This window comes from Streptomyces gobitricini (assembly GCF_039532985.1).
Classification (GTDB): Bacteria; Actinomycetota; Actinomycetes; order Streptomycetales; family Streptomycetaceae; genus Streptomyces; species Streptomyces gobitricini.
Window position 1 is genome coordinate 12,422 of the sequence record NZ_BAAASR010000005.1, and the last position, 26,958, is coordinate 39,379.

24 protein-coding genes and 1 pseudogene are annotated in these 26,958 nt (G+C 71.4%); 11 read left to right on the forward strand and 14 right to left on the reverse strand.

The window, feature by feature from the left end; genetic code table 11:
- Positions 1-2 precede the first annotated feature (2 nt).
- The 5 genes from ABD347_RS05440 to ABD347_RS05460 all read right to left on the reverse strand — a co-directional run bounded on the left by ABD347_RS05440 (position 3) and on the right by ABD347_RS05460 (position 4,840).
- A complete protein-coding gene (locus ABD347_RS05440) occupies positions 3-797 on the reverse strand; it encodes an aldose epimerase family protein (protein WP_344357058.1) in 795 nt (264 codons plus the stop codon).
- Positions 798-807: 10 nt separating this feature from the next.
- The gene (locus ABD347_RS05445; RefSeq protein ID WP_344357061.1) at positions 808-1,740 is read right to left on the reverse strand and encodes an SRPBCC domain-containing protein; all 933 of its coding nucleotides are present in this window, start codon (positions 1,738-1,740) and stop codon (positions 808-810) included.
- Between the two features lie 61 nt (positions 1,741-1,801).
- A complete protein-coding gene (locus ABD347_RS05450; protein WP_425575582.1) occupies positions 1,802-3,388 on the reverse strand; it encodes a polyamine aminopropyltransferase in 1,587 nt (528 codons plus the stop codon).
- 54 nt (positions 3,389-3,442) lie between these two features.
- Complete coding sequence (locus tag ABD347_RS05455) at positions 3,443-3,961, reverse strand: DUF2617 family protein (RefSeq protein WP_344357064.1); 519 nt, start codon at positions 3,959-3,961, stop codon at positions 3,443-3,445.
- Between the two features lie 633 nt (positions 3,962-4,594).
- Positions 4,595-4,840, reverse strand: a complete 246-nt coding sequence (locus ABD347_RS05460) for a hypothetical protein (protein ID WP_344357066.1) — start codon at positions 4,838-4,840, stop codon at positions 4,595-4,597.
- Positions 4,841-4,946: 106 nt separating this feature from the next.
- Here ABD347_RS05460 and ABD347_RS05465 point away from each other — a divergent pair, with 106 nt between their 5' ends.
- The 3 genes from ABD347_RS05465 to ABD347_RS05475 are packed head-to-tail and all read left to right on the forward strand — an operon-like array spanning position 4,947 to position 10,146.
- Positions 4,947-6,188 (forward strand): pyridoxal phosphate-dependent aminotransferase, encoded by a 1,242-nt coding sequence (locus tag ABD347_RS05465; protein ID WP_344357068.1) that lies wholly within the window; start codon positions 4,947-4,949, stop codon positions 6,186-6,188.
- Positions 6,189-6,236: 48 nt separating this feature from the next.
- Entirely contained in the window at positions 6,237-6,641 is a 405-nt protein-coding gene (locus ABD347_RS05470; protein ID WP_344357071.1) for a hypothetical protein, read from the forward strand.
- Positions 6,642-6,657: 16 nt separating this feature from the next.
- Positions 6,658-10,146, forward strand: a complete 3,489-nt coding sequence (locus ABD347_RS05475) for an NACHT domain-containing protein (RefSeq protein WP_344357073.1) — start codon at positions 6,658-6,660, stop codon at positions 10,144-10,146.
- Between the two features lie 78 nt (positions 10,147-10,224).
- On the opposite strand, the gene ABD347_RS05480 is transcribed toward ABD347_RS05475, so the two are convergent.
- A complete protein-coding gene (locus ABD347_RS05480) occupies positions 10,225-10,779 on the reverse strand; it encodes a Uma2 family endonuclease (protein WP_344357076.1) in 555 nt (184 codons plus the stop codon).
- Between the two features lie 150 nt (positions 10,780-10,929).
- Here ABD347_RS05480 and ABD347_RS05485 point away from each other — a divergent pair.
- Together ABD347_RS05485 and ABD347_RS05490 are read left to right on the forward strand one after the other, a co-directional pair.
- Positions 10,930-11,361, forward strand: a pseudogene (locus ABD347_RS05485) (aminotransferase class I/II-fold pyridoxal phosphate-dependent enzyme); the annotation flags it as partial.
- Positions 11,362-11,529: 168 nt separating this feature from the next.
- Positions 11,530-12,690 carry a hypothetical protein gene (locus ABD347_RS05490; RefSeq protein WP_344357078.1) on the forward strand — a complete coding sequence of 387 codons (1,161 nt, stop codon included), beginning with the start codon at positions 11,530-11,532 and terminating at the stop codon, positions 12,688-12,690.
- A gap of 4 nt (positions 12,691-12,694) precedes the next feature.
- Here ABD347_RS05490 and ABD347_RS05495 read toward each other — a convergent pair whose 3' ends face one another.
- Together ABD347_RS05495 and clpB are read right to left on the reverse strand one after the other, a co-directional pair.
- The gene (locus tag ABD347_RS05495) at positions 12,695-13,231 is read right to left on the reverse strand and encodes a type III secretion system chaperone family protein (RefSeq protein ID WP_344357080.1); all 537 of its coding nucleotides are present in this window, start codon (positions 13,229-13,231) and stop codon (positions 12,695-12,697) included.
- A 162-nt stretch (positions 13,232-13,393) separates the two neighbouring features.
- Entirely contained in the window at positions 13,394-15,979 is a 2,586-nt protein-coding gene (gene clpB, locus ABD347_RS05500) for an ATP-dependent chaperone ClpB (RefSeq protein ID WP_344357083.1), read from the reverse strand.
- A 123-nt stretch (positions 15,980-16,102) separates the two neighbouring features.
- Here clpB and ABD347_RS05505 point away from each other — a divergent pair, with 123 nt between their 5' ends.
- Complete coding sequence (locus ABD347_RS05505; RefSeq protein ID WP_344357085.1) at positions 16,103-16,516, forward strand: pyridoxamine 5'-phosphate oxidase family protein; 414 nt, start codon at positions 16,103-16,105, stop codon at positions 16,514-16,516.
- A gap of 64 nt (positions 16,517-16,580) precedes the next feature.
- Positions 16,581-16,778, forward strand: a complete 198-nt coding sequence (locus ABD347_RS05510) for a hypothetical protein (protein WP_344357153.1) — start codon at positions 16,581-16,583, stop codon at positions 16,776-16,778.
- Here ABD347_RS05510 and ABD347_RS05515 read toward each other — a convergent pair.
- The gene (locus ABD347_RS05515) at positions 16,727-17,044 is read right to left on the reverse strand and encodes a Rieske (2Fe-2S) protein (RefSeq protein ID WP_073756807.1); all 318 of its coding nucleotides are present in this window, start codon (positions 17,042-17,044) and stop codon (positions 16,727-16,729) included. The two genes, ABD347_RS05510 and ABD347_RS05515, sit on opposite strands and share 52 nt — an antisense overlap.
- Positions 17,045-17,379: 335 nt before the next feature.
- Between ABD347_RS05515 and ABD347_RS05520 the strand changes: the two genes are divergently transcribed.
- A complete protein-coding gene (locus ABD347_RS05520) occupies positions 17,380-18,360 on the forward strand; it encodes a helix-turn-helix transcriptional regulator (RefSeq protein WP_344357088.1) in 981 nt (326 codons plus the stop codon).
- A 2-nt stretch (positions 18,361-18,362) separates the two neighbouring features.
- Entirely contained in the window at positions 18,363-18,854 is a 492-nt protein-coding gene (locus ABD347_RS05525) for a hypothetical protein (protein WP_344357091.1), read from the forward strand.
- Here ABD347_RS05525 and ABD347_RS05530 read toward each other — a convergent pair.
- The 5 genes from ABD347_RS05530 to dnaK form a co-directional block, all read right to left on the reverse strand.
- The gene (locus ABD347_RS05530; protein WP_344357094.1) at positions 18,851-19,435 is read right to left on the reverse strand and encodes a DUF4232 domain-containing protein; all 585 of its coding nucleotides are present in this window, start codon (positions 19,433-19,435) and stop codon (positions 18,851-18,853) included. The genes ABD347_RS05525 and ABD347_RS05530 overlap by 4 nt on opposite strands.
- A 125-nt stretch (positions 19,436-19,560) precedes the next feature.
- Complete coding sequence (locus ABD347_RS05535; protein ID WP_344357096.1) at positions 19,561-20,013, reverse strand: heat shock protein transcriptional repressor HspR; 453 nt, start codon at positions 20,011-20,013, stop codon at positions 19,561-19,563.
- A gap of 1 nt (position 20,014) precedes the next feature.
- Complete coding sequence (gene dnaJ, locus ABD347_RS05540) at positions 20,015-21,202, reverse strand: molecular chaperone DnaJ (protein WP_344357099.1); 1,188 nt, start codon at positions 21,200-21,202, stop codon at positions 20,015-20,017.
- A 33-nt stretch (positions 21,203-21,235) separates the two neighbouring features.
- Positions 21,236-21,913, reverse strand: coding sequence for a nucleotide exchange factor GrpE (grpE, locus tag ABD347_RS05545; protein ID WP_344357102.1), 678 nt, complete (start codon positions 21,911-21,913; stop codon positions 21,236-21,238).
- Positions 21,910-23,763, reverse strand: coding sequence for a molecular chaperone DnaK (gene dnaK / locus ABD347_RS05550; RefSeq protein WP_344357104.1), 1,854 nt, complete (start codon positions 23,761-23,763; stop codon positions 21,910-21,912). Before dnaK ends, grpE begins: the two co-directional genes overlap by 4 nt.
- A 232-nt stretch (positions 23,764-23,995) precedes the next feature.
- Between dnaK and ABD347_RS05555 the strand changes: the two genes are divergently transcribed.
- Positions 23,996-24,538, forward strand: a complete 543-nt coding sequence (locus ABD347_RS05555) for a sugar transferase (RefSeq protein ID WP_344357106.1) — start codon at positions 23,996-23,998, stop codon at positions 24,536-24,538.
- 86 nt (positions 24,539-24,624) lie between these two features.
- On the forward strand, positions 24,625-26,886 hold the full coding sequence (locus ABD347_RS05560) for a (Fe-S)-binding protein (RefSeq protein WP_344357109.1): 2,262 nt from the start codon (positions 24,625-24,627) through the stop codon (positions 26,884-26,886).
- Positions 26,887-26,958 lie beyond the last annotated feature (72 nt).

Below are 26,958 nucleotides of genomic sequence, written 5' to 3' on the forward strand. Positions count from 1 at the left end.
GCTTAAAGCCGCCGCCAGGCGAGGGTCGCGGCGATCTCCAGCGGCTCGATGGGCGTGACCAGGCGCGGAGCGGTGTTGAGGCCGTTCGGCGGGCCCGACTGGGGCTCCACGCACACCGCGGCCTCCTGCTCGTCGTACACCACGACCCACGGAGCGCGGCTGGTCACCTTCAGCTCCAGCTGTCCGGGCCAGGTGAGCGTGACGTCCACCCCGTCCGGCATCCCGAAGCAGTCGTCCCAGGGGCCGGGGACGGGCTCGATCCTGCGGCCGGTGGGCAGATGGTCCTCGCCCCGCTCCTCCTGCCACCCGGGGGTGAAGTCCAGCGTGACGTCGTCCCCGCCGAGGTTCCGGTTGAACCACGGGTGCCAGCCGGCCTGGGCCGGGAAGGAGTCACCGTGCGTCTCGACGCCGAGCTGGAGCGTGAGCGCGTCCTCGGTCAGCCGGAGCGTCTGGGTGACCCGGCCGGGGTACGGCCAGGGGTCGCTGAGTTCACAGGTGAACGCCGCCTCGGCCTTGTCCGCGACGGCGGTGCGCCACGCGGTGTCGCGCCCGGTGCCGTGGATGGCGTGCGGCGGGGAGTTGAGCGGCATCTGGTGGCGGCTCGCCCCGTTGAGGAACCGGCCGTTCGCGATGCGCCCGCACCAGGGCACCATCGGGAAGCAGCCGTACCGCTCACCCTGCCGCAGCAGTTCGGTCCCGTCGATCCGCAGGCTCTCGATACGGCATCCGTTGTCCGGACGCACCGTCAACTCACCGTCTCCGGCCGCGAGCCGGACGCTCTGTTCGCTACTGGTCACGCCACCGACACTACTTGCGGCGCCGCAGCGCGCGCCCCACCACCACGGCGGAGGCGAGCGCGAGCGCGGCGGCCGGGGCCAGCCACCGCAGCGTGGCGGTCGTCGACGCGGTCTGCGGGCCGGGCGTGGGCGCGTACCGGCCGCGCGGAGGGGCGTGGTCGACCTCCTCGGCGCTGCGCCCGATCATGGTGCGCCGGGCGTGGGCCGCCTCGGCGCCGGGACCGGCCAGCGCCTCCTCCGGGATGTCGGGCACCTCGAACTCGGCGTCGGCGAGCGGGTCCAGCGACGGCGGCGGTACGGGCGCGTCGAACACGGACTCGGCGCTCTCGGCGCCCTGGTCCACCCCGTCGTCGTCCACGTCCTGGTCGTCGAGGTCCTGGCCCTCGGTGAGCTGCCGGGCGTCGGCGAGGCCGGCGACATCGGCGACGTCCCGGCCGGCGACGTCATGGCCGTCGGCCTCCTGAGCGCCGGGCTCCTGGGCGCCGTCGAGGGAGGCGCCGGGCGCGGCGGCGGTGGTCGCCGCGGCGGCGAGCGACTCCGCGAAGCGGCCCAGCAGCCGGTGGGCCGCCGAGACCGCCGCGTCGTCCGACAGCTCCGCCAGCCGGCCGTCGGCACTGGTCGTCCCGGTGAACCGCAGCGTCGTACCGCCGTCGCCCGCGGACAGGCGCACCGCCAGGGCCAGCTTCACCGAGCCGGCGCCACGCGCCTCCGTTCCCTCGCCCTCCACGGCGTAGGCGCCGTCCTCCTGGAGCGTGACGCGCAAGGCGCCCCGGTAGGTGATCGAATGCCCGGCGGCCCGCACCTTCAGGCGGCCGGACAGCGGCCCGGCCGACGCGTCGGCGTCCTGCTGGAAGCCCGGTACGCACGGGGCGACCCGGGCGGGGTCCGCCAGCACCGCGCGGAGGGTCTCGACGTCAACCGGAACGAACACCTCATGCTCCATGGAGCCCGAGCCTACCCACGCCCGGCGCCCGCGTCTCCCATGCGCGCAAGGCCAAAAGGGGTCACTCCCCGTACCTCGGGTGCACCAGCGTGGACGGCGGCAGGCCTTCCGGCCCCGGCAGGGGCACGGGGCGGACCCCGCCCGAGCCGCCCGGGTCCGGCGGGACGCGGCCCCGCGCGGCGAGGAGGAAGCCCCAGTCGCGCGGCACCGAGCCGTCGTCGGTGGACCGGTCGGGACCGGCGGCGAACCCGGAGAGCCGGCCGGTCGCGCGGTAGGGCCGGGTCGCGAACCCGGCCGACCGCAGGGTGGCGTCCACCGTCCAGTACGTGTGCGGCCGCGACACCATGGGCCCGGCGTGGACCGCGAGCCGCCCGCCGTCGGTGAGGACCCGCGCGGCCAGGCCGTAGAACTCCGCCGAGTACAGCTTCGTGCTGGCCGTGATGCCCGGGTCCGGCAGGTCCGAGACCACCACGTCGTACGCCGCGCCCCTCTCCGCCGCCTCCCGCAGCCGGGTGAACGCGTCCCCGTACACCACCCGGACCCTCGGGTCGTCGTACGCGTACCCGTTCAGCCGGGCCAGGGCGTGGTCGTGCCGGGCCAGCCGGACCACTCCCGGGTCCAGCTCGAAGACGGTCACGGACTCCACGTCACCGTGGCGCAGCACCTCCCGCACCGCCAGCCCGTCGCCCCCGCCCAGCACCAGCACGCGCGCGTGCGGCCCGCGCATCGCGGGGTGGACCAGCGCCCGGTGGTACCGGTGCTCGTCCCGGCCGCTCACCCGCAGGCGGCCGTCCAGGAAAAGCTCCGGCGGCTGGTCCGGCCCGCCCGTCAGCACCACCTCCTGGACGTCCGTCTGTACGGCGACCCGCACCCGCTCCCCGTACACCGCCCTCCGCACCGACCGCTCGAAGTCGTCCGCCAGCACCGTCGCCGTCGCCAGCACCCCCAGCACCGTCACATTGGCGATCACCAGCAGCCATCGCTCACGCGTCGACAGGTCGCGCCCGAACAGCCACAGCACCAGCGCCCCGCCCGCCACCGCGTTGACCGCCCCGGTGAGCAACGCGCTCGTCAGCTGCCCCAGCCACGGCAGCAGCAGGAACGGGAACGCCAGGCCCCCGACGAGCGCCCCCACGTAATCGGCGGCGAACAGGTCCGCGACCGTCCCGCCCGCGTCCCGCTCGGCCCGCCGCGAGATGCGCTGGATCAGCGTCATCAGCAGCGGCATCTCCGCCCCGATCAGCACCCCGATGGCCAGCGAGAACCCCACCAGCGCGTACCGGGACTCACCGATCCACGCGAACGTGGCGTACAGCACGAGGGCCGAGCAGCCGCCCACCAGGGCCAGCGCGGCCTCCAGCAGTCCGAAGCCGACGGCCGCCCGGCAGCGGAGCCGTTTCGCGAGGAGCGAGCCCACGCCCATCGCGAAGACCATCACGGACAGGACGACGGACGCCTGTTTGACGGAGTCCCCGATCAGATACGCGGCGAGCGCCACCAGCTCCAGCTCGTACACCAGACCGCACGCCGCGCAGATGAAGACCGTGGCCAGCACCAGCAAGCGCCCCGCCCTCGGCCGCACGGGCGGCGGCGCCGGACCTCCCTGCACGGACGGCACGGCGGCGGAGACGTGCGGCGCTTCGATCACCCGGTTAACGCTACGTCACGACTCGGTGACCATTCGTCACTCACACGGGTGTAACTAGAGGGACGCGTGCATATGGACGCCCACGCTGGTCCTGGTGACCACGAGCTGCCCCTCTTGCGGGTACGCGTGCCATGTGCGCCACCGCACCTGGCCCTCGTGCCGCTGCGCGAGCATGGCCGTGAAGGCGTGCGGCGAGCCGGGGAACGTACCCGCGAGGCCGTTGGGGTGGTCGGCGACGAGCGCCAGCAGCTCCTGGGCCCGGCCGGCGAAGGACCCCTTCGACAGGGTCTCGACGCGGGCCGCGAACTCGTACTCCCACGCGCCGATCCGCTTGGCCACCCCCAGCGGCAGCGGTGTGCTGCTGCCGGGCATGCAGGCGACGGTCTCGGAACAGCTGCCCTGCTCCTCCTCCAGCAGGACCTGGTGTGACGCGCCGAGAAGCCTCAGCTGGAGCTTGGCACCGGACAGTTCGAGATCGAGCACGGCGAGAGCGGGCAGCGCCTCCCGACCCAGCGCCCAGGCCAGGTCGGCGGCGCACGTGTCGGTGTAGGAAGTCTTGAGCGTGGTGAGCATGGGTCGGCTCCGCAAACAGGGTTTGACGGGTGGACCGGGGGCGCCCCGGGAGACGTTCAGGGAGACTGGGGACCTCCGTCTCGATATCCACACACGAGGTCCGAGGGCTGGATGTTCTCGACAGCGAGGGAACCACGAACGGCCGTTGACTCACAGCGCTTTTACCCAACTTGACGTGGTTTCCATCCCCTGGGGTGCCTGCCGGTTCAACTGTTCAAGAGGAACCGACCGCGCGGATCGACAAAAATGCCAACGGCAAGGTGCCCGGCGGAAGTTCACCACCGGGCACCCTCCGTGGTCGCGGACCGGCTGCCCCGTGTCAGCTGCCTCCGCCACCACATCCACCGCCGCCCCCGCAGGACGACCCCCCGCCCCCGCAGGACGAGCCGCCCCCGTCACCGGCCCACCAGCCACCGCCGACCGTGCCTCCGTGGGCGCCGGAGGCCGAGCGCGACCGGCGCCGGCTCCTCCCCCCGCCCGCCGCGCCGACCGCGATCAGGAATCCCACCAGCACGATCAGACCACTGGCGATCAGAGCCATCACCATGTGCGTCACCTTCCCCCGTGTCGTACGTGTGAGGGGGATGCCCCCGCCCACACCCCTCCCAATCCGAATTGAGGAAGTCCAGAGGTTCAGCCGCAGGACGACCCGCCTCCGCCGCCGCACGAGGAACCGGTGCCACCCCCGCACGACGACCACCCGGAGGAGGACGACGACGAGGACGGCGAAGAAGAAGAGGAAGACGAGGAGCCGCCCGCCCACCAGCCGCCGCGCCTCTTCCGCCGGCCCCCTCCGGCCACCGACCCGGCCACCGACCCGGCCACGATGGCGCCGACCACCAGGAAGAACAACGCCTCGAAGACCCCTGCCTCGATCACGGCCCCCACCTGCCCTCACTCAGAACGCCCGTATGTGCGGCAGGGAGATCCCCCAGGTGATCACGCCCCAAAGCGCACTTGAGGAACTCCAGAGCTTCGCCCCAGGATGGCCGCCATGAAACGACCGCCGCTCAACCGCCGCCTCGCCGAGTTCGGAACGACGATCTTCGCGGAGATGTCGGCCCTCGCCGTCTCCACCGGCTCGGTCAACCTGGGCCAGGGCTTCCCCGACACCGACGGCCCCGACCGGATCGCCGAGGCGGCCGTCCGGGCCATCCGGGACGGCAGGGGCAACCAGTACCCGCCCGGCCCCGGCGTCCCCGAGCTGCGCACCGCCGTCACCGACCACCAGCGCGAGCGCTACGGCCTGGCGTACGACCCCGACACCGAGGTCCTCGTCACGGCGGGCGCCACCGAGGCGATCGCCGCCGCCCTGCTCGGACTCGTCGAGCCGGGCGACGAGGTGATCGCGCTGGAGCCGTACTACGACTCGTACGCCGCCTGCGTCGCCATGGCGGGCGGCACTCGCGTCCCGGTCACCCTGCGTCCGCGCGGCGGCCGGTTCGTCCTCGATCTGGACGAGCTGCGGGACGCCGTCACCGACCGCACCCGCCTCATCCTGCTCAACACTCCGCACAACCCCACCGGCACCGTCCTCACCCGCGAGGAACTGGCCGCCATCGCCGCGCTCGCCGTCGAACGCGACCTGCTCGTGGTCACCGACGAGGTGTACGAGCACATCGTCTTCGACGACTCCGAGCACATCCCCATCGCCACGTTCCCCGGCATGCGCGAGCGCACGGTCACCATCTCGAGCGCGGGCAAGACCTTCTCGTTCACCGGCTGGAAGGTCGGCTGGGCCACCGGTGCGCAGGGACTCGTGACCGCCGTCCGGACCGCCAAGCAGTACCTGACCTACGTCAGCGCGGGCCCCTTCCAGTACGCGATCGCCGAGGCGCTGCGCCTGCCGGACGCGTACTTCGACGGCTTCCGCGCCGACCTCCAACGCAAGCGCGACCTGCTCGCCGACGGCCTGCGAGCGGCCGGGTTCCAGGTCTACCAGCCCCAGGGCACGTACTTCATCACCACCGACGTCACCCCCTTCGGCGAGAAGGACGCCTACGCCTTCTGCCGCGCCCTCCCCGAACGCTGCGGCGTCGTTGCCATCCCCAACTCCGTCTTCTACGACGACCCCGACGCCGGCCGCAGCCAGGTCCGCTTCACCTTCTGCAAGAAGAACGACGTCCTTCAGGAGGCGGCCAGCCGCCTGCGACGCTTGACGAGAACTGGCCCCACAGCCGCTTCGTCCGACATGCCGGGCACACCGCGAGATCGCGAAGCCGACTGAAGTGCTGTCCCGCCTGACGAACACACAGGAAGGCCCTACTCTCGTGGCGTGGACGCGATAGCGGTCGAACTCCTGATGGCCCTCGCGGGTGGTACCGCCGGGGCCGCCGGGCAGGGGGCGTGGCAGTCGCTGTGCGCGCTGGTGCGGCGACGGCCCGCGGCGCACAGTGACGGAGACGAGGACGCGCAGGGAGTCACCGGGCAGCGGGAGCTGGAGGAGTTGCGGGCCTCGCCCGACGACACCGAGAGGGCGCGTGCCCTCGCCCGGGCGCTCGCGGTACGGGCGCGACAGGACGCCGAGTTCGGCCAGGAGCTGGACGCCTGGCGGAACCGACACGGGGGAGGCAGCGTGAACATGGGGATCTACGGCGGCACCCAGGGAACGGTGGTGCAGGCACAGCACATAGGAACGCTGAACGTCGGCAGGCCCGAGCGGCCGGGGGCAGACGGCTGACGGCAGGGGAACGGGGGTGCTCCGCCGCAGGCCGCCCGCTCAGGTGCGCCAGGAAGTGTCCGGGGGCCGGCAGGGGACGGTCATCCAGGCCGGAACCGTCGAGCGACTGAACCTCTACGTGCGGATCGGCGCTCCGGGGCTGCTCGCGGTGCTCGGAGTCGTACTGCTGCTGCACCGACCCGAGTTACCGGTGCCGGACGGCTGGGGACTCGGCCCGGTGTGGGCGGGGTGGCTGTGCCTGGGGGCCGCACCGGTGCTGTGGGCGGCGGTACGGCTCCTCAGCGCGCTGCGGCGGCGCCGCGAGGCGATCTGGGGTTCCGCGCGCGTGCTCGACGAGGCCGCCGACGACGTCGCCGAGGCACTGTTGCGGCAGTACGAGGACGACGACCGGCTGCGGCAGGCCGACGACCCGCAGACGCTCGACATACTGTGGCGGGGGCCGGCAGACGGGCCGGGCGAGCACGAGCGTTCCATCGCCGACTACTTCGAGGATTCCGCCACGGTTCCCGACCGGAGGCTCGTCGTGCTCGGGCCGGCCGGAGCCGGGAAGTCCGTTCTCGTACTGCGGCTCGCCCGGGACCTGCTGCGGCGGCGGGCGGGCCGGGCGGCGGGGAGCGGCGCGGCCGGGCCCGTGCCGGTCGTGGTGCCGCTCGCCTCCTGGAACACCGGTCAAGGCCTTGAGGCATGGGCGGCCGGGCAGCTCTCGGCCGAGCACCCGCAGGCGTGCGCGCCGGTACCAGGGGCGTCGCCGGAGCGGATGGCCGCGCTTCTGGTGGACACCGGGCGGGTGCTGCTCGTGCTCGACGGTTTCGACGAACTGCCGGAGGCGGCCCGGGAAGTGGCCTTCGCCGAGCTGCGCGCCATGCCCGAGTCCCGGCCCTTCGTCCTGACCAGCCGACCCGAGGAGTACGGAGAGCGGGTGCCCGCCGACTCCGACTTCCTGCGTACGGAGATCCGGCTCGAGCCCCTGACCCCACAGGCGATCAGCGACTACCTGAGCGCGGGCGGGCGCAGAGCACGTTGGCGGAACGTGGTCGGCCGGCTGACGGAGGAGGAGCCCGGCCGCTCGCCCGAAGCGCGGCTGCTGCTGCGAGCGCTGGACGTACCCCTGATGGTCGGGCTCGCGCGGACCGCGTACGGACCGGACGACGAGGACCGGCACCCTGACGAGTTGGTCGAACCGGGGCGGTTCGCCGGCGTCGGTGAACTGCAGCGCCATCTGTACGCCGCCTACCTCGACGCCGTCTACAACCCCTCGCGGTCGTGGCGGGAGCTGCACGGCGGCAGCTCGCCCGACGAGGCCCGCAAGTGGGCCGGGTTCCTGGCGGCGCGGATGCAGGCGGCGGGGCTGACGGAGTTCGCCTGGTGGGAACTCGACCGGGAGGTGCCGTGGTGGGTGCGGACACTCGGGCTCGTGCCCGCGTTCGTGGTTGCCGGGGTCTGTCTGTACCTGACGGGGTTCGGGGAGCCGTGGTGGCAGCAGCACCTGGCGGACGTGCCGCTGTGGGGCGGCTTCGCCGCCGCGGCGGCGTTCGCATGGGGCTTCGCCGGGATCTCGACGGCCAGGGGCCAGGGCGGGTGGCGGCTGCCGCCGCACCGGTTCACCGGGCTGTCGACCCGTCGGCTGCTGGCGGCACTGCGACGGCGTGGCGTGCGCTGGGCCGTGGGCGTGATAGGCGGCGGTCTCGCAGCGGGCTGGACGACGGCCCTGGTGCGGGGCTCGGTACCGGGAGCGGTGGGCATGGCGCTGGCCAGCGCGGTTGTGCTACTGGCGGCCGTCGTCCACCTGCTTGGGGCTGTGTGGCTGACCGCCGACACGGCGCTCGCCGACTCGCCGGAGGGGTTGCTGCGGGCCGACCGGCGCGGCGTACTCACGCTGGGACTGCTCGACCCGCTGCGGAACCGACCGCCCGGCTCTCCACACGCGCTGTTGACGCTGCCCGCGCCGATGCTCCTGTGGTGGCAGGTGTTCGGGCCGGGGCGGCACTACGTCTCCGCCTGCGACTGGATTGTCGTCGTGGTCGGGTCGTTGGTGAGCTGGCTGCTGTACGACATGGCCGTCTCAGCCTGGGGCCGGTACACCGTGGCGCGGCTCTGGCTCGCGGCGGGCGGGAAGCTGCCCCGGCGGTTCATGGCGTTTCTGCGGGACGCGCACCGGCGCGGGGTGCTGCGCCAGGCCGGTGGCTTCTACCAGTTCCGGCACATCGAGCTGCGGGACCGGCTTGCCGAGGACGTTTCCGCACATGGCGCGGACGGCGGAGGGGGTTCCGGCGACGGCCGTCGCCCTGGACGGGTCCGGGGCAGGGTGGACAAGTCCCTTGAGTGGGTGCTCGATGCGTGCGGGACTGTGGCGGCACTACTGCTGTGCAGTGGGGTGCTGGGCATGGCCCCCACCCTGCCCGTTCAGGGGCTGCCCGGCGCGTGCTCGCTGCTCGACGAGCGGGACTTGAGGCAGGTCATGTCCGACGGAGTCGCGCAGCCGCACGACAACGGCACTCGCTGCTCGGTCACCGAGCAGGCGCCCTTCGCCCCGCAGGCACGGATCGACCTCTCGGCCCAGTGGTACCGGACGAGCGTGCGGTGGGATGGTGTCCAGGAGGCCAAGGCTCGGTTCGACTTGGGCAGGAAGGGGACGGCCGAGCACGTTGCGCTGCACGGCCTCGGAGATGAGGCGTACGCCGTCTTCCTGCGGTCGAGCATCTGGAAGGGTGTCGAAGGGGACGTGCCGCCGTGGCAGGCGATGCTGGTGGCGCGCCACGGCAACGCGGTGATCAGCATGGAGTACGGCGAGGAGTTCGCCACCAAGCAGCGCATCACCGCTGTGGCCGAGACCCTTTTCCGCCGGGCGTTGCGCGCCGCAGGACCGCAGTGGACCGAGAGTGACACGGGTGTGGATGCGGACCTGGCCGACCTGCCGAAGACCCGCATACCCGAGGAAGGCCGACACCGCTTCTCCTACTATCGGCGCGAGTGGCGGGGGTCCGTGCACGGCGCGACCTGGAAGGGCCAGGAGCGCTCATACCTGTGGCGGTTGCGGAACTTCCCCTTCGCCTTCCGCGCTCCGACGCAGATCGACTGCGGCTTGGGACTCCGTTCAACTGACGACGAGACCGGGCTGACCGTGCGCGAATGCGAGCCACCGGGTCAACCCGAGGACGCCGTCCTGCCTTCGCCCGACATACGTATCGAGCTCGCCCAGGTCTACTGTGGCCGCGACTGCGACCGCGAGGACAGAGACGTCCTGCTGCGGGGCGAGCGCAGGTCCCGTTCGGCGGAAGCCGACTGGAAGAACGCCGGCATCGGGGCGTCGTACGCCATCCGGGAGACGGCGGGCGCAGAAGACCGTTACGAAATGCTGCTGTGGCGGCCCTTCGCCTATCGGGGTGAAGACGGGAAGTGGGTCGAGTTCCTGCTGTGGGTCGGCGTGGAAACCTCGGAAAGGGAGAAGCAGCTGGCGCAGAAGATCGTCAACGACATCTTCACGCAGACCGGCGGCAACCAGTAGCCGTCACTCGGCCGGGCTTGGCAGGGCGCGGTTCCCCGCGATCGGTCGCCGAGGACCGGCCGCACGGGGAGTCCTGCGTCAGCGGGCGTTCGCCTCGGGCTCCGGGCGCGGGAGTTCGTCGAGGTCGAGGGTGAAGGTGCGGCCGTCCGCCAGGGGGATGGGGAGCTTGCCCGTGCCGTACTTGTGCGTGTGTGCCGCGATGTAACCGGCGTCGGTCGGCTCGGTGTGGAGGACGACCTCCTGGGCGTAGGGGTCCACCACCAGGTAGATCGGGATGCCGTAGCGACCGTACTTCGCGGTGCAGTCGTCGTAGTCCTTGCGCGCGGAGGAGGTCGAGACGACCTCGGAGATCAGCAGGACGTCTTCGAAGCTGTAGCGCTTGCCCTCCCGGCGGGCGTCCTCACGAAGGATCGCCAGATCGGGGGCGGAGTTCTCGTCAGCCGGGAAGTCGATGTAGACATCGGAGGTGACCTTCGCGTGACGACCGAGGGCGAGAGCGGAGTCGATCTGCAACGATCGGATGGTGCTGGAGTGCTCTTCACTCCGCGGAGTCATGATCACCTTTCCGTCGGCCCCGAACAGGACCGTGTACCCCTTGGGGAACTCGGTGCGCACGATCGCGTCGACGCTCATGGACGGCTCCTTCCCGTGTGCGGTCAGGATACGACGGACAGTGCCGCGTCACCGAGCCCGACGTACACGTGCGGGCTCGGTCCGGGCAGGTCCCGCGGCCGCCCCGGCTCGTACTTCCGCGCGACACACGAATAGACGCACGAACAAGGAGTCGGCTGGGTCACCGCCGCGCCCGAGCCGACCACCGCCGTGCGCGCGGCGAAGCAGTACCTGACCTACGTCTCCGCCGGGCCGTTCCAGCACGCGGTCGCCGAGGCGCTGCGCCTGCCGGACACGTACTTCACCAGGCTCCGCGACGACCTGCGGGCCAAACGGGACCTGCTCGCCGACGGGCTCACGCGGGCGGGCTTCGAGGTGTTCCGGCCGCAGGGCACGTACTTCGTCACCACCGGCATCCGCCCGCTGGGGGAGCGCGACGGCGTCGCGTTCTGCCGCGCGCTGCCCGGTCGCTGCGGTCTCGTGACGATCCCGCACGCGGTCTTTTACGACCACCGCGAACAGGGCGCGCCGTTGGTGAGGTTCGCGTTCTGCAAGCGGACGGAGGTGCTCCAGGACGCGGTGAAGCGACTGGCGGGTCTCTAGCGCTTCCGGGGCGCCCTGTCACGGCGACACGCGCGCGTGCGGGGCCCGGCGGAAGGACCACCCGGGCGGGCTGCCAGCGGTCGCGCCGGGCCGGGCCGGCGCCCAAGGTCGGGGTGACCGTTCACGCGCGCACGGAGGTGCACCCTGTCCGCCGAGACCTTCGACCACGTGTCAGCCGCGGCGACCGCCCGTCCGGTGCCGGGGTGGCGCGCGGCGCTGTACCGCGCGGCACCGGCGCTGGGCCTGTTCGCCGCCGCCCGGCTCACCGGGATGCTGGTGATGGCGCTGTGGGCATGGCACACCGGCCGCTCGCCGCGCGCCCTGCTGGCCCTGTCCTGGGACTCGGACTGGTACCTGGGGATCGCCGCGCACGGCTACGGCACGACCCTGTACTGGCCCGACGGCGTCGTCCAGTCGGACCTGGCGTTCTTCCCGCTCTACCCGGCCCTCGTCCGGGTGGTGGCCACCGTGCTGCCGGTGGCGGGCGGGACGGCGGGCCTGCTGGTGTCCTGGACGGCGGCGGGAGCCGCGGCCTGGGGGATCTTCCTCGTCGGCGAGCGGCTGTACGGGCGGGGCGTCGCCACCGCGCTGGTGCTGCTGTGGGGCCTGCTGCCGCACTCGATCGTGCTGTCCATGGCGTACACCGAGCCCCTGCTGACGGCGTTCGCCGCCTGGTCGCTGTACGCGGTGCTCACCCGCCGCTGGCTGTGGGCGGGCGCGCTGGCGGCGCTGGCGGGCGCGGCGCGGCCGAACGGGATCGCGGTCGCGGCGGCGGTGGGCGCGGCCGCCGTCTTCGAGGCGTACCGCCTTATCCGGAGTGAGCGCCGCACCGACTGGCGACTGTGGGCCGGGGCGTCGGCGGCGCCGGCCGGCTGGGTGGGGTACGTGCTGTGGGTCGGGGTGCGCAAGGGCGATCCGCTGGGCGGGTACTTCGCCGTGCAGGCCGGCTGGACGTCCCGGTTCGACTTCGGGGCGGGCACCTTCGCCTTCGTCCGCAGGGTGGTGACCCGGCCGATGGACCTGGGCTTCACGAGCGCCCTGCTCATCACCGCGGCGGCGGTGGTGCTGTTCGTGCTGTTCGCGCTGGAGCGGCCGCCGCTGCCCCTGTTGGTGTACACGGCGGTGCTGGTGGTGATCGCGGTGGGCGGCTCCGGATTCTTCGAGTCCAAGCCGCGCTTCCTGCTGCCGGCGTTCCCGCTGCTGGTGCCGGTGGCGTGCGCACTGCGCAGAGCCCGGCCGAAGGCGGCGGCCGTGGTGGTCGCCGCCCTGGCCGGGCTCTCGTACGGCTACGGGACGTACCTGCTGACGCTCGCCCCGATGGCGCTGTAGTCGTTCAGGCCTCGTCGCCGGGCTTCTCGTCGCCCTCGGTCTCCAGGCCGAACTGCTCCACGAGCCACTTGTCGAACTCGATGGACGCGCGTACCCAGCTGACCGTCGACTGCACGAAGTGCTCGAGGCTGACGCCGGTGCCGATCAGCATCTGCGCCTCGCCGATGAGGCGCACGGTCGCGCCGCCCTGCTCGTCCTCGTGGAGGTGCGTGTAGACCTTGGGCCACAGGGTGCGGCGGTTCCAGTCGTCGATCGTCTCCAGGATCTGCGCGCGGTTCTCGACCGGGTGCGGGCGGTCGTAGAAGGTCCGCACGGAGAAGACCTGCTGCTCCTCCTCGCCGCGGAACATGAAGTACGTGCGGAATTCCTCCCACGGCGCCGCGAGGTCACCCTCGTCGTCGACGACGTACTTCAGCTCCATCTGCTCCAGGAGCTGCTTGACGAGGTCCTGGTCCGGGACGACGGGGCCCGCCGGTCCCTCGGCCTGCTGGGGCTCGGGCTGGCCACCGAAATTCGGAATCGAGCCGGGGTCGATGCTCACCGTGAAATTCCCTTCGAACGATTCCTGCCATCCTCTCCCATCCCCGGCCGTCAGTGGCAACCCCGGACACGGGCGATCCGCTGCCGGCGGACAGACCGGCCGACGGGTACGAGGGCGGGGGCGCCGCCCTCGTACCGGCCCGGCTCCCGGCGGGTGGCGCCGCTACCCCGCCCGCTCCACGGTCAGGCCGTCCTCGGAGCGGTCCACGCGGACGGTGTCGCCGTCCTGGACCTCGCCCGCGAGGATCTCCTTGGCGAGGCGGTCGCCGATGGCCGTCTGGACCAGGCGGCGCAGCGGACGGGCGCCGTACGCGGGGTCGAAGCCCTCGACGGCGAGCCACTCCAGGGCGGCCGGGGTGACGTCCAGGGTGAGCCGGCGCTCGGCGAGGCGCTTGGCCAGGCGGTCGATCTGGAGGCCCGCGATGTGGGCGAGCTGGTCCCGGTCGAGCGCCGAGAAGACCACGATGTCGTCGAGGCGGTTGAGGAACTCCGGCTTGAAGGAGGCCCGGACCACTTCCAGCACCTGCTCCCTCTTCTGCTCCTCCGGGGCGACCGGGTCCATCAGGAAGTGGCTGCCCAGGTTGGAGGTGAGGATGAGGATGGTGTTGCGGAAGTCGACCGTGCGTCCCTGACCGTCGGTCAGGCGGCCGTCGTCCAGCACCTGGAGCAGGATGTCGAAGACCTCCGGGTTGGCCTTCTCCACCTCGTCGAGCAGCACCACGCTGTAGGGGCGGCGGCGCACCGCCTCGGTGAGCTGGCCGCCCTCCTCGTACCCGACGTAGCCGGGAGGGGCGCCGACGAGCCGGGCGACGCTGTGCTTCTCGCCGTACTCGCTCATGTCGATGCGGATCATGGCCCGCTCGTCGTCGAAGAGGAAGTCGGCGAGGGCCTTGGCCAGCTCGGTCTTGCCGACGCCGGTGGGGCCGAGGAAGAGGAACGAGCCGGTGGGCCGGTCGGGGTCGGAGATCCCGGCCCGGGTGCGGCGCACGGCGTCCGAGACCGCCCGCACGGCCTCGCCCTGGCCGATCAGGCGGCGGCCGATCTCGTCCTCCATGCGCAGCAGCTTCTGCGTCTCGCCCTCCAGCAGGCGCCCGGCCGGGATGCCGGTCCAGGAGCCGACGACGTCGGCGATGTCGTCGGCGCCGACCTCGTCCTTGACCATGGTGTCCTTGGCGGCCTCCTGCTCGGCCTCGCTGGCCGCCTCCAGTTCCCGCTCCACGGCCGGGATCTCGCCGTAGAGCAGCTTGGAGGCGGTGTCGAAGTCGCCGTCGCGCTGGGCGCGCTCGGCCTGGCCGCGCAGGTCGTCCAGCTGCTCCTTGAGTTCACCGACGCGGTTGAGGCCCTGCTTCTCCTTCTCCCAGCGGGCGGTCAGGCCGCGCAGCTCCTCCTCCTTGTCGGCGAGGTCGCGGCGCAGCTTCTCCAAGCGCTGTACGGAGGCGGGGTCGGACTCGCTCTTCAACGCCAGCTCCTCCATGCGGAGGCGGTCGACGGCGCGCTGGAGCTCGTCGATCTCGACGGGCGAGGAGTCGATCTCCATCCGGAGCCGGGACGCGGCCTCGTCGACGAGGTCGATGGCCTTGTCCGGCAGGAAGCGGGAGGTGATGTACCGGTCGGAGAGCGTGGCCGCCGCGACGAGCGCGGAGTCGGCGATCTGGACCTTGTGGTGGGCCTCGTAGCGGCCCTTGAGACCGCGGAGGATCGCGATGGTGTCCTCGACGGTCGGCTCGGCGACCAGGACCTGCTGGAACCGGCGCTCCAGGGCCGGGTCCTTCTCGATGCGCTCGCGGTACTCGTCGAGGGTGGTCGCGCCGACCATGCGCAGCTCGCCGCGGGCCAGCATGGGCTTGAGCATGTTGCCGGCGTCCATGGCGGAGTCGCCGCCCGCGCCCGCGCCGACGACCGTGTGCAGCTCGTCGATGAACGTGATGATCCGGCCGTCGCTGGCCTTGATCTCGGACAGGACGGTCTTCAGCCGCTCCTCGAACTCGCCCCGGTACTTGGCGCCCGCGACCATGGCGCCGAGGTCCAGGGCGACCAGGCGCTTGTTCTTCAGGCTCTCGGGGACGTCGCCCTTGACGATGCGCTGGGCGAGGCCCTCGACGACGGCGGTCTTGCCGACGCCGGGCTCGCCGATGAGCACCGGGTTGTTCTTGGTACGCCGGGACAGCACCTGCACCACGCGGCGGATCTCCTGGTCCCGGCCGATGACCGGGTCGAGCTTGCCGTCGCGGGCGGCGGCCGTGAAGTCCGTACCGAACTTCTCCAGCGCCTTGTACTGGCCCTCCGGGTCCGGTGTGGTCACGCGGCGCCCTCCCCTCGTCTCCTCGAACGCCTCCAGCAGCTTCCCGGCACTGGCGCCCTGCCGTTCCAGCACCTCGCCCGCCCGGCCGCCCTTGGCGGCGATGCCGATGAGCAGGTGCTCGGTCGACAGGTACTCGTCGCCCAGCTCCTTGGCCCGCCGTGAGGCGTCGGCGATGACGGCGAGCATCTCGCGGTTGGGCTGGGGCGGGGCGACGGTGGAGCCGGTGACGCTGGGCTGGGCGGCGAGCACGCGCTCGGCGTCGGAGCGCACGGCGGTCTGGTCGGCGTCGACGGCGGCGAGCAGGTCGACGATGTTCTCGTTGTCCTGGCCCGCGAGCAGCGCGAGCAGCAGGTGCGCGGGGGTCAGGTCCGGGTGTCCTTCGGACACGGCGCGGCTGGTCGCGGCGTTCAGCGCATCCCGGCTCTTGTTGGTCAGCTCGGCGTCCACGGGCGGTCTCTCCTCCTCGGTGCTGCGGGGTTCCCACGGGTATGACTCGTCCAACGTACGTAAAGTTGAGTCTATTCCACTCAAGAGTGGTTCGGGACACCCGGCGCCGGTAGGTTCGCGAGCATGGCCATCGACCCCCGCGATCCCGACACCTCGTATCTCGCCTTCTGGCGCGAGTACCACATGTGCACCCTCACCACGCCCCGGCCGGACGGCACACCGCATGTCGTCGCGGTGGGGGTCACCTACGACCCCGAGGGCGGCGAGAAGGGCATCGCCCGGGTGATCACCAACAGGCACAGCCGCAAGGTCGCCAACGTCCTCGCCGCGGGCCCCGGGGGCGCGCGGGTGGCGGTCTGCCAGGTCGACAAGGGGCGCTGGGCGACGCTGGAGGGCGTGGCGAGGATCCGTACGGAGCCGGAGGCCGTCGCGGACGCGGTGGAGCGCTACGCGGCCCGCTACGGCCGCATGCCGGCGCCGAACCCGGACCGGGTCGTCATCGAGATCGCCCTAACCCGGGCGATGGGGCGCGCGTAGCGCCCCGGGGCGTACTGGGCGCTCCAGGACGTACAGGGCTGCTCCGGCGCGCACAGGGAGGGCCGTGGGCGTACAGGCAGCGCCCTGGGCGCACAGGGAGGGCCCGCTGCTCGTACGCGGACAGCACAGCGGCGCCATCGTGTTCAGGTCCACGATGGCGCCGCTGTGTGGGGGAAGCACCTGGGCGATCTACAACGACGGGGGAATCGCTCAGGCGCTGCGGGGGGTGGCGGTGGTGGTCTCCGGCTCGACCAGCTGGTGATCACGCTGGTCGAGGTTGACGAAAATCATGCCGTACCTGATGGCGCACCGGACGGGCTGCGGAGCTCCGCGGGGCCGCCGGAGGCATCGGTACGCTCGGATGTCCTCGTCGTCTCCGCGCGTGATGACGATCGGCTCCCCGAAGAGGGTGACCATCAACGAATCGCCACTGTGCGGCACAGCTGTGACGAGGTCGATGAAATGCCACCCGGACCGGTAAGCGGATGCCATCTCGCGCCGGAAGCGCGAGTCGTCGGGAACGTTCATGCGCCGAGGACGTGCCAGCCAGGATCGGAATCGGCCGGGCCCGACGGCGCGGGCGCGGCGTGCCAGCCGGGGTCCTGCGGCGTGGTCACGGCGGTCCCGGGTGCCGCGTGCCAGCCCGGATCCTCGGCCACCCCCAGAACCCCTACCGCACCGGCAGCGATGAACGCACTGGCAACCACTGCGCGTATGAGTCTCTTCGTCATCACCGAGCAACCTCACTTGAAGGCAACGTCTCTTTCCAACCCCCGCGGGTACGACGATTGCTCACTCTCCACGCTTCCACCACCTACGGCAGGCATCATGTTCCTGAGATGCAGGAGCCTGGGGGTGTACAGATGAGTGCGAAGTGGGACAAAGAGGGGCACCCCCATTCCCACACAGAGTTGTGCGAGGCGGGTTCCGAGCTCTACGCCAACGCCTTGCGCAGTGGACGAATACCCCGGTCAGAGGCGGATGAGGTGCCGTGCCTCCTCGACCTGGCGCTGCTCCACCCCGACCCGGACGACGCCCAGTGGCTCCGTCCCGTCCCGCCTTCCTCGGCGCTCGCGCAACTGCTCCAGCCCATCGAGCGCGAGATCCTGGAGCGTAGACGCCTCACCGTCGAACTGTCCGACGCGTTCGAGCCATTCATGGCCATCAGCGCCCAGAACGCCCCCACCACACACGCCATCACCGTGCTCGAGGGCCTCAACCGGATCAACGCCACCCTGGACCGCGTCATATCCGGCTGCGAGAAGGAACTGCTGACCGTGCAACCGGGCGGCGGACGCCCCGCCCAGGCACTGAGCGAGGCGCTGCGCCGCGTGCAGCCCCTGCTCGGCCGGGGCGTGCGGATGCGTACGCTCTACCAGCACACGGCGCGGCACACCGAGTTGACGCTGACGTACCTCGAACACGTGGGCCCCGAAGTGCAGGTGCGCACCCTGGAACAGATCATCGACCGGCTGATCATCGTCGACCGCGAAGTCGCCTTCGTACCGGCGCGCAGCGACCGCCAGGTCGCCCTGGAGCTGCGCCACCCCGGCCTGGTCGCCTACCTCGCCGGAGTCTTCGACCAGTTCTGGCAACTGGCCGTACCCATCAACGAGCAGATCCCGTACGACCTGAAGTCGGACGGCATCAGCGGAGTCCAGCGCTCCATCGCCAAGCTCCTCGTCGAGGGCCACGTCGACGAGGCGATCGCCCGCCGCCTCGGCATGAACGTACGGACCTGCCGCGCCCACATCGCCAAGCTGGCGGCCGTCCTCGGCAGCGGGAGCCGCGCGCAACTGGGCTACCTGATCGCCCGGTCCGGCATCCTGGAGCAGGACCACTGACCATGCGCGACCACTTCCCCGCCACACCGGACGTGGAGCTCCGCTCCGGCGACGGCACGCTCGACGTCACGGGCCCCGGCCTCCCCCACGTACGGCTCGTCAGGACCACCGGTACGGAACCCGACCCGCACATCCCGATCGGCACCCGCGACCCCGCCCTGCTGACGCTCACCGTCGACGGCCGGCCCGCCCGGATCTCGCCCGCCAAGGGACGGCTGTCCCGGCGCTCCTACCGTGTCGACGCCCGGGTCGGCGGCGTCCGCTACCGGCTGGTGCCCTGCGGCAACGAGGAGAGCCGGCTGCTGCGCGACGGCCGCCGGCTCGGCGAGCTGGAGTCCTCCGGCGACGGCCGCGTCACCGCCGACTGGGACGAGAACGCCACCGTGCCGGCCCAGGGCGTCGCCGTCGGCACCGCCCTCGCGGCGGCCTTCGGGACGGGCGCCCGGCCGATGTGGGAGACGACGCTGGACGTGCTGGGCGAACTGATCCCCTAGCCCCGGCCCAGGTCGTGCGGCTTCCAGGGCGTGACCTCCACGACGCCCGTGTTGCCGAGGTCCACCGGGCCGTCCGGGGTGACCGTCTGGGCCGCCACACCGGGGGCGGGGGTCACCCGGAGGTACGCGCCGTTCGTCGCCACGACGTCGGTGCGGGTCACCGTGTTGCGCCAGACCACCGACGCCACGGCCTGCTCGCCGGGCGCCAGGACGAACGTCGAGGGCTTGGCGGTGGTGTCGACGTGCGACCCGTCGCGGACGGTGACGTCCAGCTTCTCCCGCCGCTCGCCGAGGACGTCCAGGGCGGGGTACCCGCTCACCTCGAACGGCTCCGCGCCGCAGTTGAGCAGCGTCAGCCCCATCGCCCGCAGCCCCGTCGCGGCGTCGGTCATCCCCGGCACGACACGGACACCGGAGGCCGGACAGCCGGCGGCCTCCCCCGCCGGGGACGAGGCGCGGTCCGAAGGACGGGGCGGCGCCCCCGGCGGGGACGGCGCGGCCGGGGCCGCCGTGATCCGTTCCGGCAGCGGCGCGTCGCCCGTCTCGTCGTCGCACCCCACCGCGAGCGCGGACAGCGCCACCAGAGTCGCTCCGACACGCAGCCGGCCTCGTGAGGTCCCCCGAGTCATACGCACCCCCGGATCATCGCACGCGCGTACGACGAGAAGGCCCCCTCCGCCGGGCGGAGGGGGCCTTCCCCCGTGCGTCAGGTGTGCTCGCCGCGCTTGGGCGGCCGCCACACCACCAGCGCGCCCGCCTGCTGGACGTCCTGGTACGGCACCAGGTCGCGCCGGTACGAGGCGTGCACCTGCGCCTCTCGCTGCCGCATCGCCACCGCCGCGCCCTCGACCGCCGCCGTCAGCTCGGCCACCCGGGACTGGAGGGCGGCGACCTGGTTCTCCAGCTCGATGATCCGCTTGATGCCCGCCAGGTTGATGCCCTCGTCCTGCGACAACTGCTGGACCTGCCGCAGCAGGTCGATGTCGCGGGCCGAATACCGCCGGCCCCGCCCGGCCGTACGGTCCGGCGAGACCAGGCCCAGCCGGTCGTACTGGCGCAGGGTCTGCGGGTGCAGTCCGCTGAGCTGGGCCGCCACCGAGATGACGTACACCGGTGTCTCGTCGGTCAGCTCGTACGGATTGCGGCGACGTCCGTCCATCTCAAGCCCCCTTCGCGGCCTGGAACAGCTCGGCCCGCGGGTCCTCGCCCGCCGTGGCCTCCCGGTACGTTTCGAGCGCCTCGCGCGCCTTGTCGCCCAGGTCCTTGGGCACGGCCACCTCGACGGTGACGAGCAGGTCCCCGCGCGTACCGTCCTTGCGGACCGCCCCCTTGCCACGGGCGCGCATGGTCCGGCCGTTGGGCGTACCGGCCGGGATCTTCAGGGTGACTGCGGGCCCGCCGAGGGTGGGCACCTTGATCTCGCCGCCGAGCGCCGCCTCGTCGAACGTGACGGGCACGGTGACGGTCAGGTTGTCGCCCTTGCGGCCGAAGACCGGGTGGGCGCCGACGTGCACCACCACGTACAGGTCGCCGGCCGGGCCGCCGCGCTCGCCGGGCGCGCCCTTTCCGCGCAGCCGGATGCGCTGCCCGTCGGACACGCCCGCGGGGATGCGGACCTGCATGGTGCGGGACGACTTGGCTCGACCGCTGCCGTGGCAGACGTCGCACGGATCCTGGGCGATGAGCCCGCGGCCCTTGCAGTCCACGCACGGGTCGGTCAGCGAGAAGGAGCCGCTGCCGCCGCGCGAGACCTGGCCGGTGCCGACGCAGGTCGGGCACACGCGCGGCGTGCCGTTCTTGTCGCCGGTGCCCGAACAGGCCTTGCAGGGCTGCTGGCTGGACATCCGCAGCGGGACCGTGGCCCCGTCCACCGCCTCGGTGAAGCTGAGCGTCACCTCGGACTCGATGTCCTGGCCCCGGCGCGGCTGGGTGCGCGTGCCGGCGCCGCCCCGGTTGAACAGGCCGCCGAACACGTCCCCGAGACCGCCGCCGAAGCCGCCGGCCCCGCCGGCTCCACCGGCACCGCCCTGGGCGCCGCCGAAGAGGTCGCCGAGGTCGAAGTTGAACGTGCCGCCGGCGCCGGCGCCCGGACCCGCGCGGAAGCCACCGTTGCCGAACAGGGCGCGGGCGTCGTCGTACTCCTTGCGCTTCTTGGGGTCACCGAGGATGTCGTTCGCCTCGGAGATCTCCTTGAAGCGCGCCTCCGCGCCCGCGTCACCCTTGTTGGCGTCCGGGTGGAACTCGCGCGCGAGCTTCCGGTACGCCTTCTTGATCTCGGCCTCAGTGGCGTCCTTGGGGACGCCGAGAACCTTGTAGTAGTCCTTCTCCACGAAGTCCTTCGTGTTCATCGACGTCCCTCCTTCCGGTTACCTGTCAACGCGTCAGCCCTCCTCGGGGCCACCGCTCTCCTCGTCTGCCGGCTTCTGCTGCTCTTCCTTCGGCGCCTGGGCCGCCGGCGCGGCCCCGGGCTGGGGCTCGGCCACCGCGACACGGGCGGGCCTGATGGTCCGCTCCCCGATGCGGTACCCCGGCTGCAGGATCGCGACGCAGGTCGTCTCGGTGACGTCCGGCGCGTACGAGTGCATCAGCGCCTCGTGGATCGTCGGGTCGAAGGGCTCGCCCTCCTTGCCGAACTGCTGCAGGCCCATCTTGGCGGCGACCGTCTCCAGCGATTCGGCCACCGACTTGAAGCCGCCCACCAGCTCGCCGTGTTCACGGGCGCGGCCGATGTCGTCGAGCACCGGCAGGAGCTCGGTCAGGAGGTTCGCCACGGCGATCTCCTTGACCGTGACCCGGTCGCGCTCGACCCGGCGGCGGTAGTTCTGGTACTCGGCCTGGAGCCGCTGGAGGTCCCCGGTGCGCTCGCCTAGCGCGGTGCGGGCCTGGTCCAGCTGGGCCGTCAGGCCGGCGATCTGTGCGGTCTCGTCCCCTGCCGGGGCCGCCGGGCCCTCCTCCGCGGCGTTGGCGGAGGGAGCGGCGACGGCTTCGGCGGCGTCGTCGGGCGCGGCGCCGGAGGGGACGTCGGGCTTCTCCTCGAAGCCCGGGGTCTCCTCCGTCATGCGGCCCCCTTCGGCTTCTCGTCGTCGACGATCTCGGCGTCGACGACGTCGTCGTCACCGGCGGCACCCTGGGCGGCGCCCGGAGCCTCACCGGCACCGGCGGCCCCGCCCGCGGCCTGCGCGTCCGCGTACATGGCCTGGCCGAGCTTCTGGGAGACGGCCGCGACCTTCTCGGTGGCGGTGCGGATCTCCGCGGTGTCCTCGCCCTTCAGCTTCTCCTTGAGCTCGGCCACCGCCGTCTCGACCTCGGTCTTGACGTCGCCCGGAACCTTGTCCTCGTTGTCCTTGAGGAACTTCTCCGTCTGGTAGACGAGCTGCTCGCCCTGGTTGCGGCTCTCGGCGGCCTCGCGGCGCTTGTGGTCCTCCTCCGCGTACCGCTCGGCCTCCTCACGCATCCGGTCGACCTCGTCCTTCGGCAGCGAGGAGCCGCCGGTGACGGTCATCTTCTGCTCCTTGCCCGTGCCCAGGTCCTTCGCGGTCACGTGCATGATGCCGTTGGCGTCGATGTCGAAGGCGACCTCGATCTGCGGGACGCCGCGCGGGGCCGGCGGGAGGCCGGTCAGCTCGAACATGCCGAGCTTCTTGTTGTACGCCGCGATCTCGCGCTCACCCTGGTAGACCTGGATCTGCACGGACGGCTGGTTGTCCTCGGCCGTCGTGAAGATCTCGGACCGCTTGGTCGGGATCGTGGTGTTGCGCTCGATCAGCTTGGTCATGATGCCGCCCTTGGTCTCGATGCCGAGGGACAGCGGGGTCACGTCGAGGAGCAGGACGTCCTTGACCTCACCCTTGAGGACACCGGCCTGGAGCACGGCGCCGATGGCGACGACCTCGTCCGGGTTGACGCCCTTGTTGGCCTCGCGGCCACCGGTCAGCTCCTTGACGAGCTCGGCGACGGCCGGCATGCGGGTGGACCCGCCCACGAGGACGACGTGGTCGATCTCGGAGAGCTGGATGCCCGCGTCCTTGATGACGTTGTGGAACGGCGTCTTGCAGCGCTCCAGCAGGTCGGCGGTGAGCTGCTGGAACTGGGCGCGCGTGAGCTTCTCGTCCAGGTGCAGCGGGCCCTCGGCCGACGCCGTGATGTAGGGCAGGTTGATCGAGGTCTCGGTGGACGAGGACAGCTCGATCTTGGCCTTCTCGGCGGCCTCACGGAGGCGCTGGAGGGCCATCTTGTCCTTGGACAGGTCCACGCCGTGACCCGACTGGAACTGCTTGACCAGGTAGTCGACGACCCGCTGGTCCCAGTCGTCACCACCGAGGTGGTTGTCACCGTTGGTGGCCTTCACCTCGACGACGCCGTCGCCGATCTCCAGCAGCGAGACGTCGAAGGTGCCGCCACCGAGGTCGAAGACCAGGATGGTCTGGTCGTCCTTGTCGAGGCCGTACGCGAGCGCGGCGGCCGTCGGCTCGTTGACGATGCGCAGGACGTTGAGGCCCGCGATCTCACCGGCCTCCTTGGTCGCCTGGCGCTCGGAGTCGTTGAAGTACGCCGGGACGGTGATCACCGCGTCGGTGACCTTCTCGCCCAGGTAGGCCTCGGCGTCGCGCTTCAGCTTCTGCAGGATGAAGGCGCTGATCTGCTGCGGGTTGAAGTTCTTCCCGTCGAGCTCGATCTTCCAGTCCGTGCCCATGTGGCGCTTGACGGACCGGATGGTCCTGTCGACGTTCGTGACCGCCTGGCGCTTGGCCACCTCGCCGACGAGCACCTCGCCGTTCTTGGCGAAGGCGACGACGGACGGCGTGGTCCTGGCGCCCTCGGCGTTGGTGATGACGGTGGGCTCGCCGCCTTCCAGAACGCTGACGACGGAGTTAGTCGTGCCCAGGTCGATGCCGACCGCACGTGCCATTTTCGATTCCTCCAACTGACTTGAGTGGAACAGACTCAAGGATGCACGACCCGAGGACTGGAGTCAACAGAGTTGAGTCGGTCCCACTCAACTTGGCCGGCCGAACCCGCAGCAGTACGGCGCACGACCCGCCACGTACCCCGAACCACTACCACCTCATACACAACCGTGCGATCGTGCAAACAACGAAACAAAAGCCGCATTCCTCGCAAAGTTGTCAGGTGTGTGCCCCATGCGCCCCTCCCCACAGCTCCCCCACCCGAAGCGCGTCCTCGATCTGGCCCTCGGCTCCGCGCTGCTCACCCTCGCGGCCCCGCTGCTGCTCGTGGCCACCGTCGCCACCGCGCTGAGACGGCCGCCCGGCGGCGCCTTCGCCACCGGGACGAGAACCGGGCTGGGCGGCCGGCCCTTCACCCTGCGCTATCTGCCCGTCCGCCGCTTCCGCCTGGACGTGCTCTCCCGCCTGCCCCATGTCGTACGCGGTGAGATGTCCCTGGTCGGCCCGGCGCCACTGCCACCCGGCGACCCCGCGGCCGCCGCCCCCTGGCGCCACGGCGTGAAGCCGGGCCTCACCGGGCTGGCCCAGGTCCGGCGAACCTCCGCACTGCCCTGGGACGAACCCCTGCTGCTCGACCAGCACTATGTGGAGCACGAGTGGATCGGCCTGGACCTCGCGCTCCTGGCACGCACCCTGCGGACGCTGCGGACCCCGCACGGTCAGGCTCACCTGAGCGACGCAGATCACCGCCTGCGCGGCTACAGTGCGGCGGAATAAGTGGGTACGCTCAGCACGGATTGATTAAGTTACCGCTTAGTAGTAGTGCCTAAGCCCTCCCACCCTCGCAGGCCCGAGGAGCCTCCATGCAACTCGCCGCGATCATTGTGTCGCTGACCCTGACCGTGGTCGGCGTTGCGCTGCTCGCCCGCGCCATCGGTCAGTTCGTCCGCTACTTCAAGCTGGGCCAGCCGGTCCCCGCCGGCACCCGGACCGACAACCCCTACCAGCGCAGCGTCACTCTGGTCAGGGAGTTCCTCGGTCACACGCGGATGAACCGGTGGGGCATCGTCGGCATCGCCCACTGGTTCGTGGCGATCGGCTTCCTGACGCTGCCGCCGACGATCGTCACCGCGTACGGCCAGCTGTTCCAGGCCGACTGGACGCTGCCGGTGATCGGCGGCTTCCTGCCGTACGAGCTCTACATCGAGTTCATCGGCGCGATGACCACCCTCGGCATCGCCACGCTGATCGTCATCCGCCTGCTGAACCTGCCCTCGCGGCCGGGCCGCAAGTCCCGGTTCGCCGGCTCGAAGATGGGCCAGGCGTACTTCGTCGAGTACGTCATCCTCACCATCGGCCTCGCCATCTACGTACTGCGCGGCCTCGAGGGCGCCCTGCACCACGTCGACAGCTACGAGGCCGCGTACTTCGCCTCGTACCCGCTGGTCCTGGTCTTCAAGGGGCTCAGCGTGGGCGCGCTGCAGAACCTGGTCTACCTCTTCGCCATGATCAAGCTGAGCACCACCATGATCTGGATGATCACGGTCTCGCTCAACATCAACATGGGTGTGGCCTGGCACCGCTTCCTGGCGTTCCCGAACATCTGGTTCAAGCGGAACGCCGAGGGCTCCACCGCCCTGGGCGCGCTGCTGCCGATGACCTCCGGCGGCAAGGAGATCGACTTCGAGGACCCGGGCGAGGACGACGTCTACGGCGTCTCCCAGGTCGAGCACTTCTCCTGGAAGGGCATCCTCGACTTCTCCACCTGCACCGAGTGCGGCCGCTGCCAGTCGCAGTGCCCCGCCTGGAACACGGGCAAGCCGCTCTCCCCGAAGCTGCTGATCATGTCGCTGCGCGACCACGCGCACGCCAAGGCCCCGTACCTGCTCGCGGGCGGCGGGAAGACGATGGAGGGCGACGAGAAGGCCTCCGAGGAGGCCCTGAAGGACGTCCCCGCCACCGCCCTCGCCGAGGCCGAGCGCCCGCTGATCGGGACGCTGGAGGAGAACGGCGTCATCGACCCGGACGTGCTGTGGTCCTGCACCACCTGCGGCGCGTGCGTGGAGCAGTGCCCGGTCGACATCGAGCACGTCGACCACATCGTCGACATGCGCCGCTACCAGGTGATGATCGAGTCCGCGTTCCCCTCCGAGGCGGGCACGATGCTCAAGAACCTGGAGAAGAAGGGCAACCCCTGGGGCCTCGCCAAGAAGCAGCGCGTGGAGTGGACCAAGGAGGTCGACTTCGAGGTCCCGATCGTCGGCAAGGACGTCGAGGACCTCTCCGAGGTCGACTACCTGTACTGGGTCGGCTGCGCCGGCGCCCTGGAGGACCGGGCCAAGAAGACCACCAAGGCCTTCGCGGAGCTGCTGCACATGGCGGGCGTCACGTTCGCCATCATGGGCGGCGACGAGAAGTGCACCGGTGACTCCGCCCGCCGCCTGGGCAACGAGCCGCTGTTCCAGCAGCTCGGCCAGGAGAACGTCGCGATGCTGAACATGGCGTACGGCGAGGACGAGGACGACCCGTCGACGCGTAAGCCGAAGTCGGCCAAGAAGATCGTCGCGACCTGCCCGCACTGCTTCAACACGATCGCGAACGAGTACCCGCAGCTGGGCGGCGAGTTCGAGGTCATCCACCACACGCAGCTGCTCCAGCACCTCATCGACGAGGGCAGGCTCACCCCGATCACGCCGGTCGACGGCCTGATCACCTACCACGACCCGTGCTACCTGGGCCGCCACAACAAGGTCTACACGCCGCCGCGCGAGATCATGTCGGCCGTCCCGGGCCTGCGCCAGCAGGAGATGCACCGCCACAAGGAGCGGGGCTTCTGCTGCGGCGCCGGCGGCGCGCGGATGTGGATGGAGGAGCGGATCGGCAAGCGCATCAACACCGAGCGCGTCGACGAGGCCCTGTCCCTCAACCCGGACATCGTCTCCACCGCCTGCCCCTTCTGCCTCGTGATGCTCACGGACTCCGTGAACGGCAAGAAGAACGACGGCAAGGCCAAGGAGAGCCTCCAGGTCGTGGACGTGGCACAGCTGCTGCTGGAGTCCGTCAAGACGCCCGCGGATCCCGCCCCGGCGGAGGAGACGGACAGCGAGCCGGAGCCGGTGAAGTAGTTCCTCGTCGCGTCGTCGCGTTGTGCGGGAACGGTGAGCGGCCGGGTCTGCCCGAAGGGGCGGGCCCGGCCG

Excerpts from the sequence above, each read along its gene's own strand:
- ABD347_RS05445 (WP_344357061.1), bottom strand. The coding sequence starts at position 1,740 with ATGGAGCATGAGGTGTTCGTTCCGGTTGACGTCGAGACCCTCCGCGCG.
- ABD347_RS05455 (WP_344357064.1), bottom strand. The coding sequence starts at position 3,961 with ATGCTCACCACGCTCAAGACTTCCTACACCGACACGTGCGCCGCCGAC.
- ABD347_RS05465 (WP_344357068.1), top strand. The coding sequence starts at position 4,947 with ATGGCCGCCATGAAACGACCGCCGCTCAACCGCCGCCTCGCCGAGTTC.
- ABD347_RS05480 (WP_344357076.1), bottom strand. The coding sequence starts at position 10,779 with ATGAGCGTCGACGCGATCGTGCGCACCGAGTTCCCCAAGGGGTACACG.
- ABD347_RS05505 (WP_344357085.1), top strand. The coding sequence starts at position 16,103 with ATGGCCATCGACCCCCGCGATCCCGACACCTCGTATCTCGCCTTCTGG.
- ABD347_RS05515 (WP_073756807.1), bottom strand. The coding sequence starts at position 17,044 with ATGAACGTTCCCGACGACTCGCGCTTCCGGCGCGAGATGGCATCCGCT.
- ABD347_RS05520 (WP_344357088.1), top strand. The coding sequence starts at position 17,380 with ATGAGTGCGAAGTGGGACAAAGAGGGGCACCCCCATTCCCACACAGAG.
- ABD347_RS05525 (WP_344357091.1), top strand. The coding sequence starts at position 18,363 with ATGCGCGACCACTTCCCCGCCACACCGGACGTGGAGCTCCGCTCCGGC.
- ABD347_RS05535 (WP_344357096.1), bottom strand. The coding sequence starts at position 20,013 with ATGGACGGACGTCGCCGCAATCCGTACGAGCTGACCGACGAGACACCG.
- dnaJ (WP_344357099.1), bottom strand. The coding sequence starts at position 21,202 with ATGAACACGAAGGACTTCGTGGAGAAGGACTACTACAAGGTTCTCGGC.
- grpE (WP_344357102.1), bottom strand. The coding sequence starts at position 21,913 with ATGACGGAGGAGACCCCGGGCTTCGAGGAGAAGCCCGACGTCCCCTCC.
- dnaK (WP_344357104.1), bottom strand. The coding sequence starts at position 23,763 with ATGGCACGTGCGGTCGGCATCGACCTGGGCACGACTAACTCCGTCGTC.
- ABD347_RS05555 (WP_344357106.1), top strand. The coding sequence starts at position 23,996 with ATGCGCCCCTCCCCACAGCTCCCCCACCCGAAGCGCGTCCTCGATCTG.
- ABD347_RS05560 (WP_344357109.1), top strand. The coding sequence starts at position 24,625 with ATGCAACTCGCCGCGATCATTGTGTCGCTGACCCTGACCGTGGTCGGC.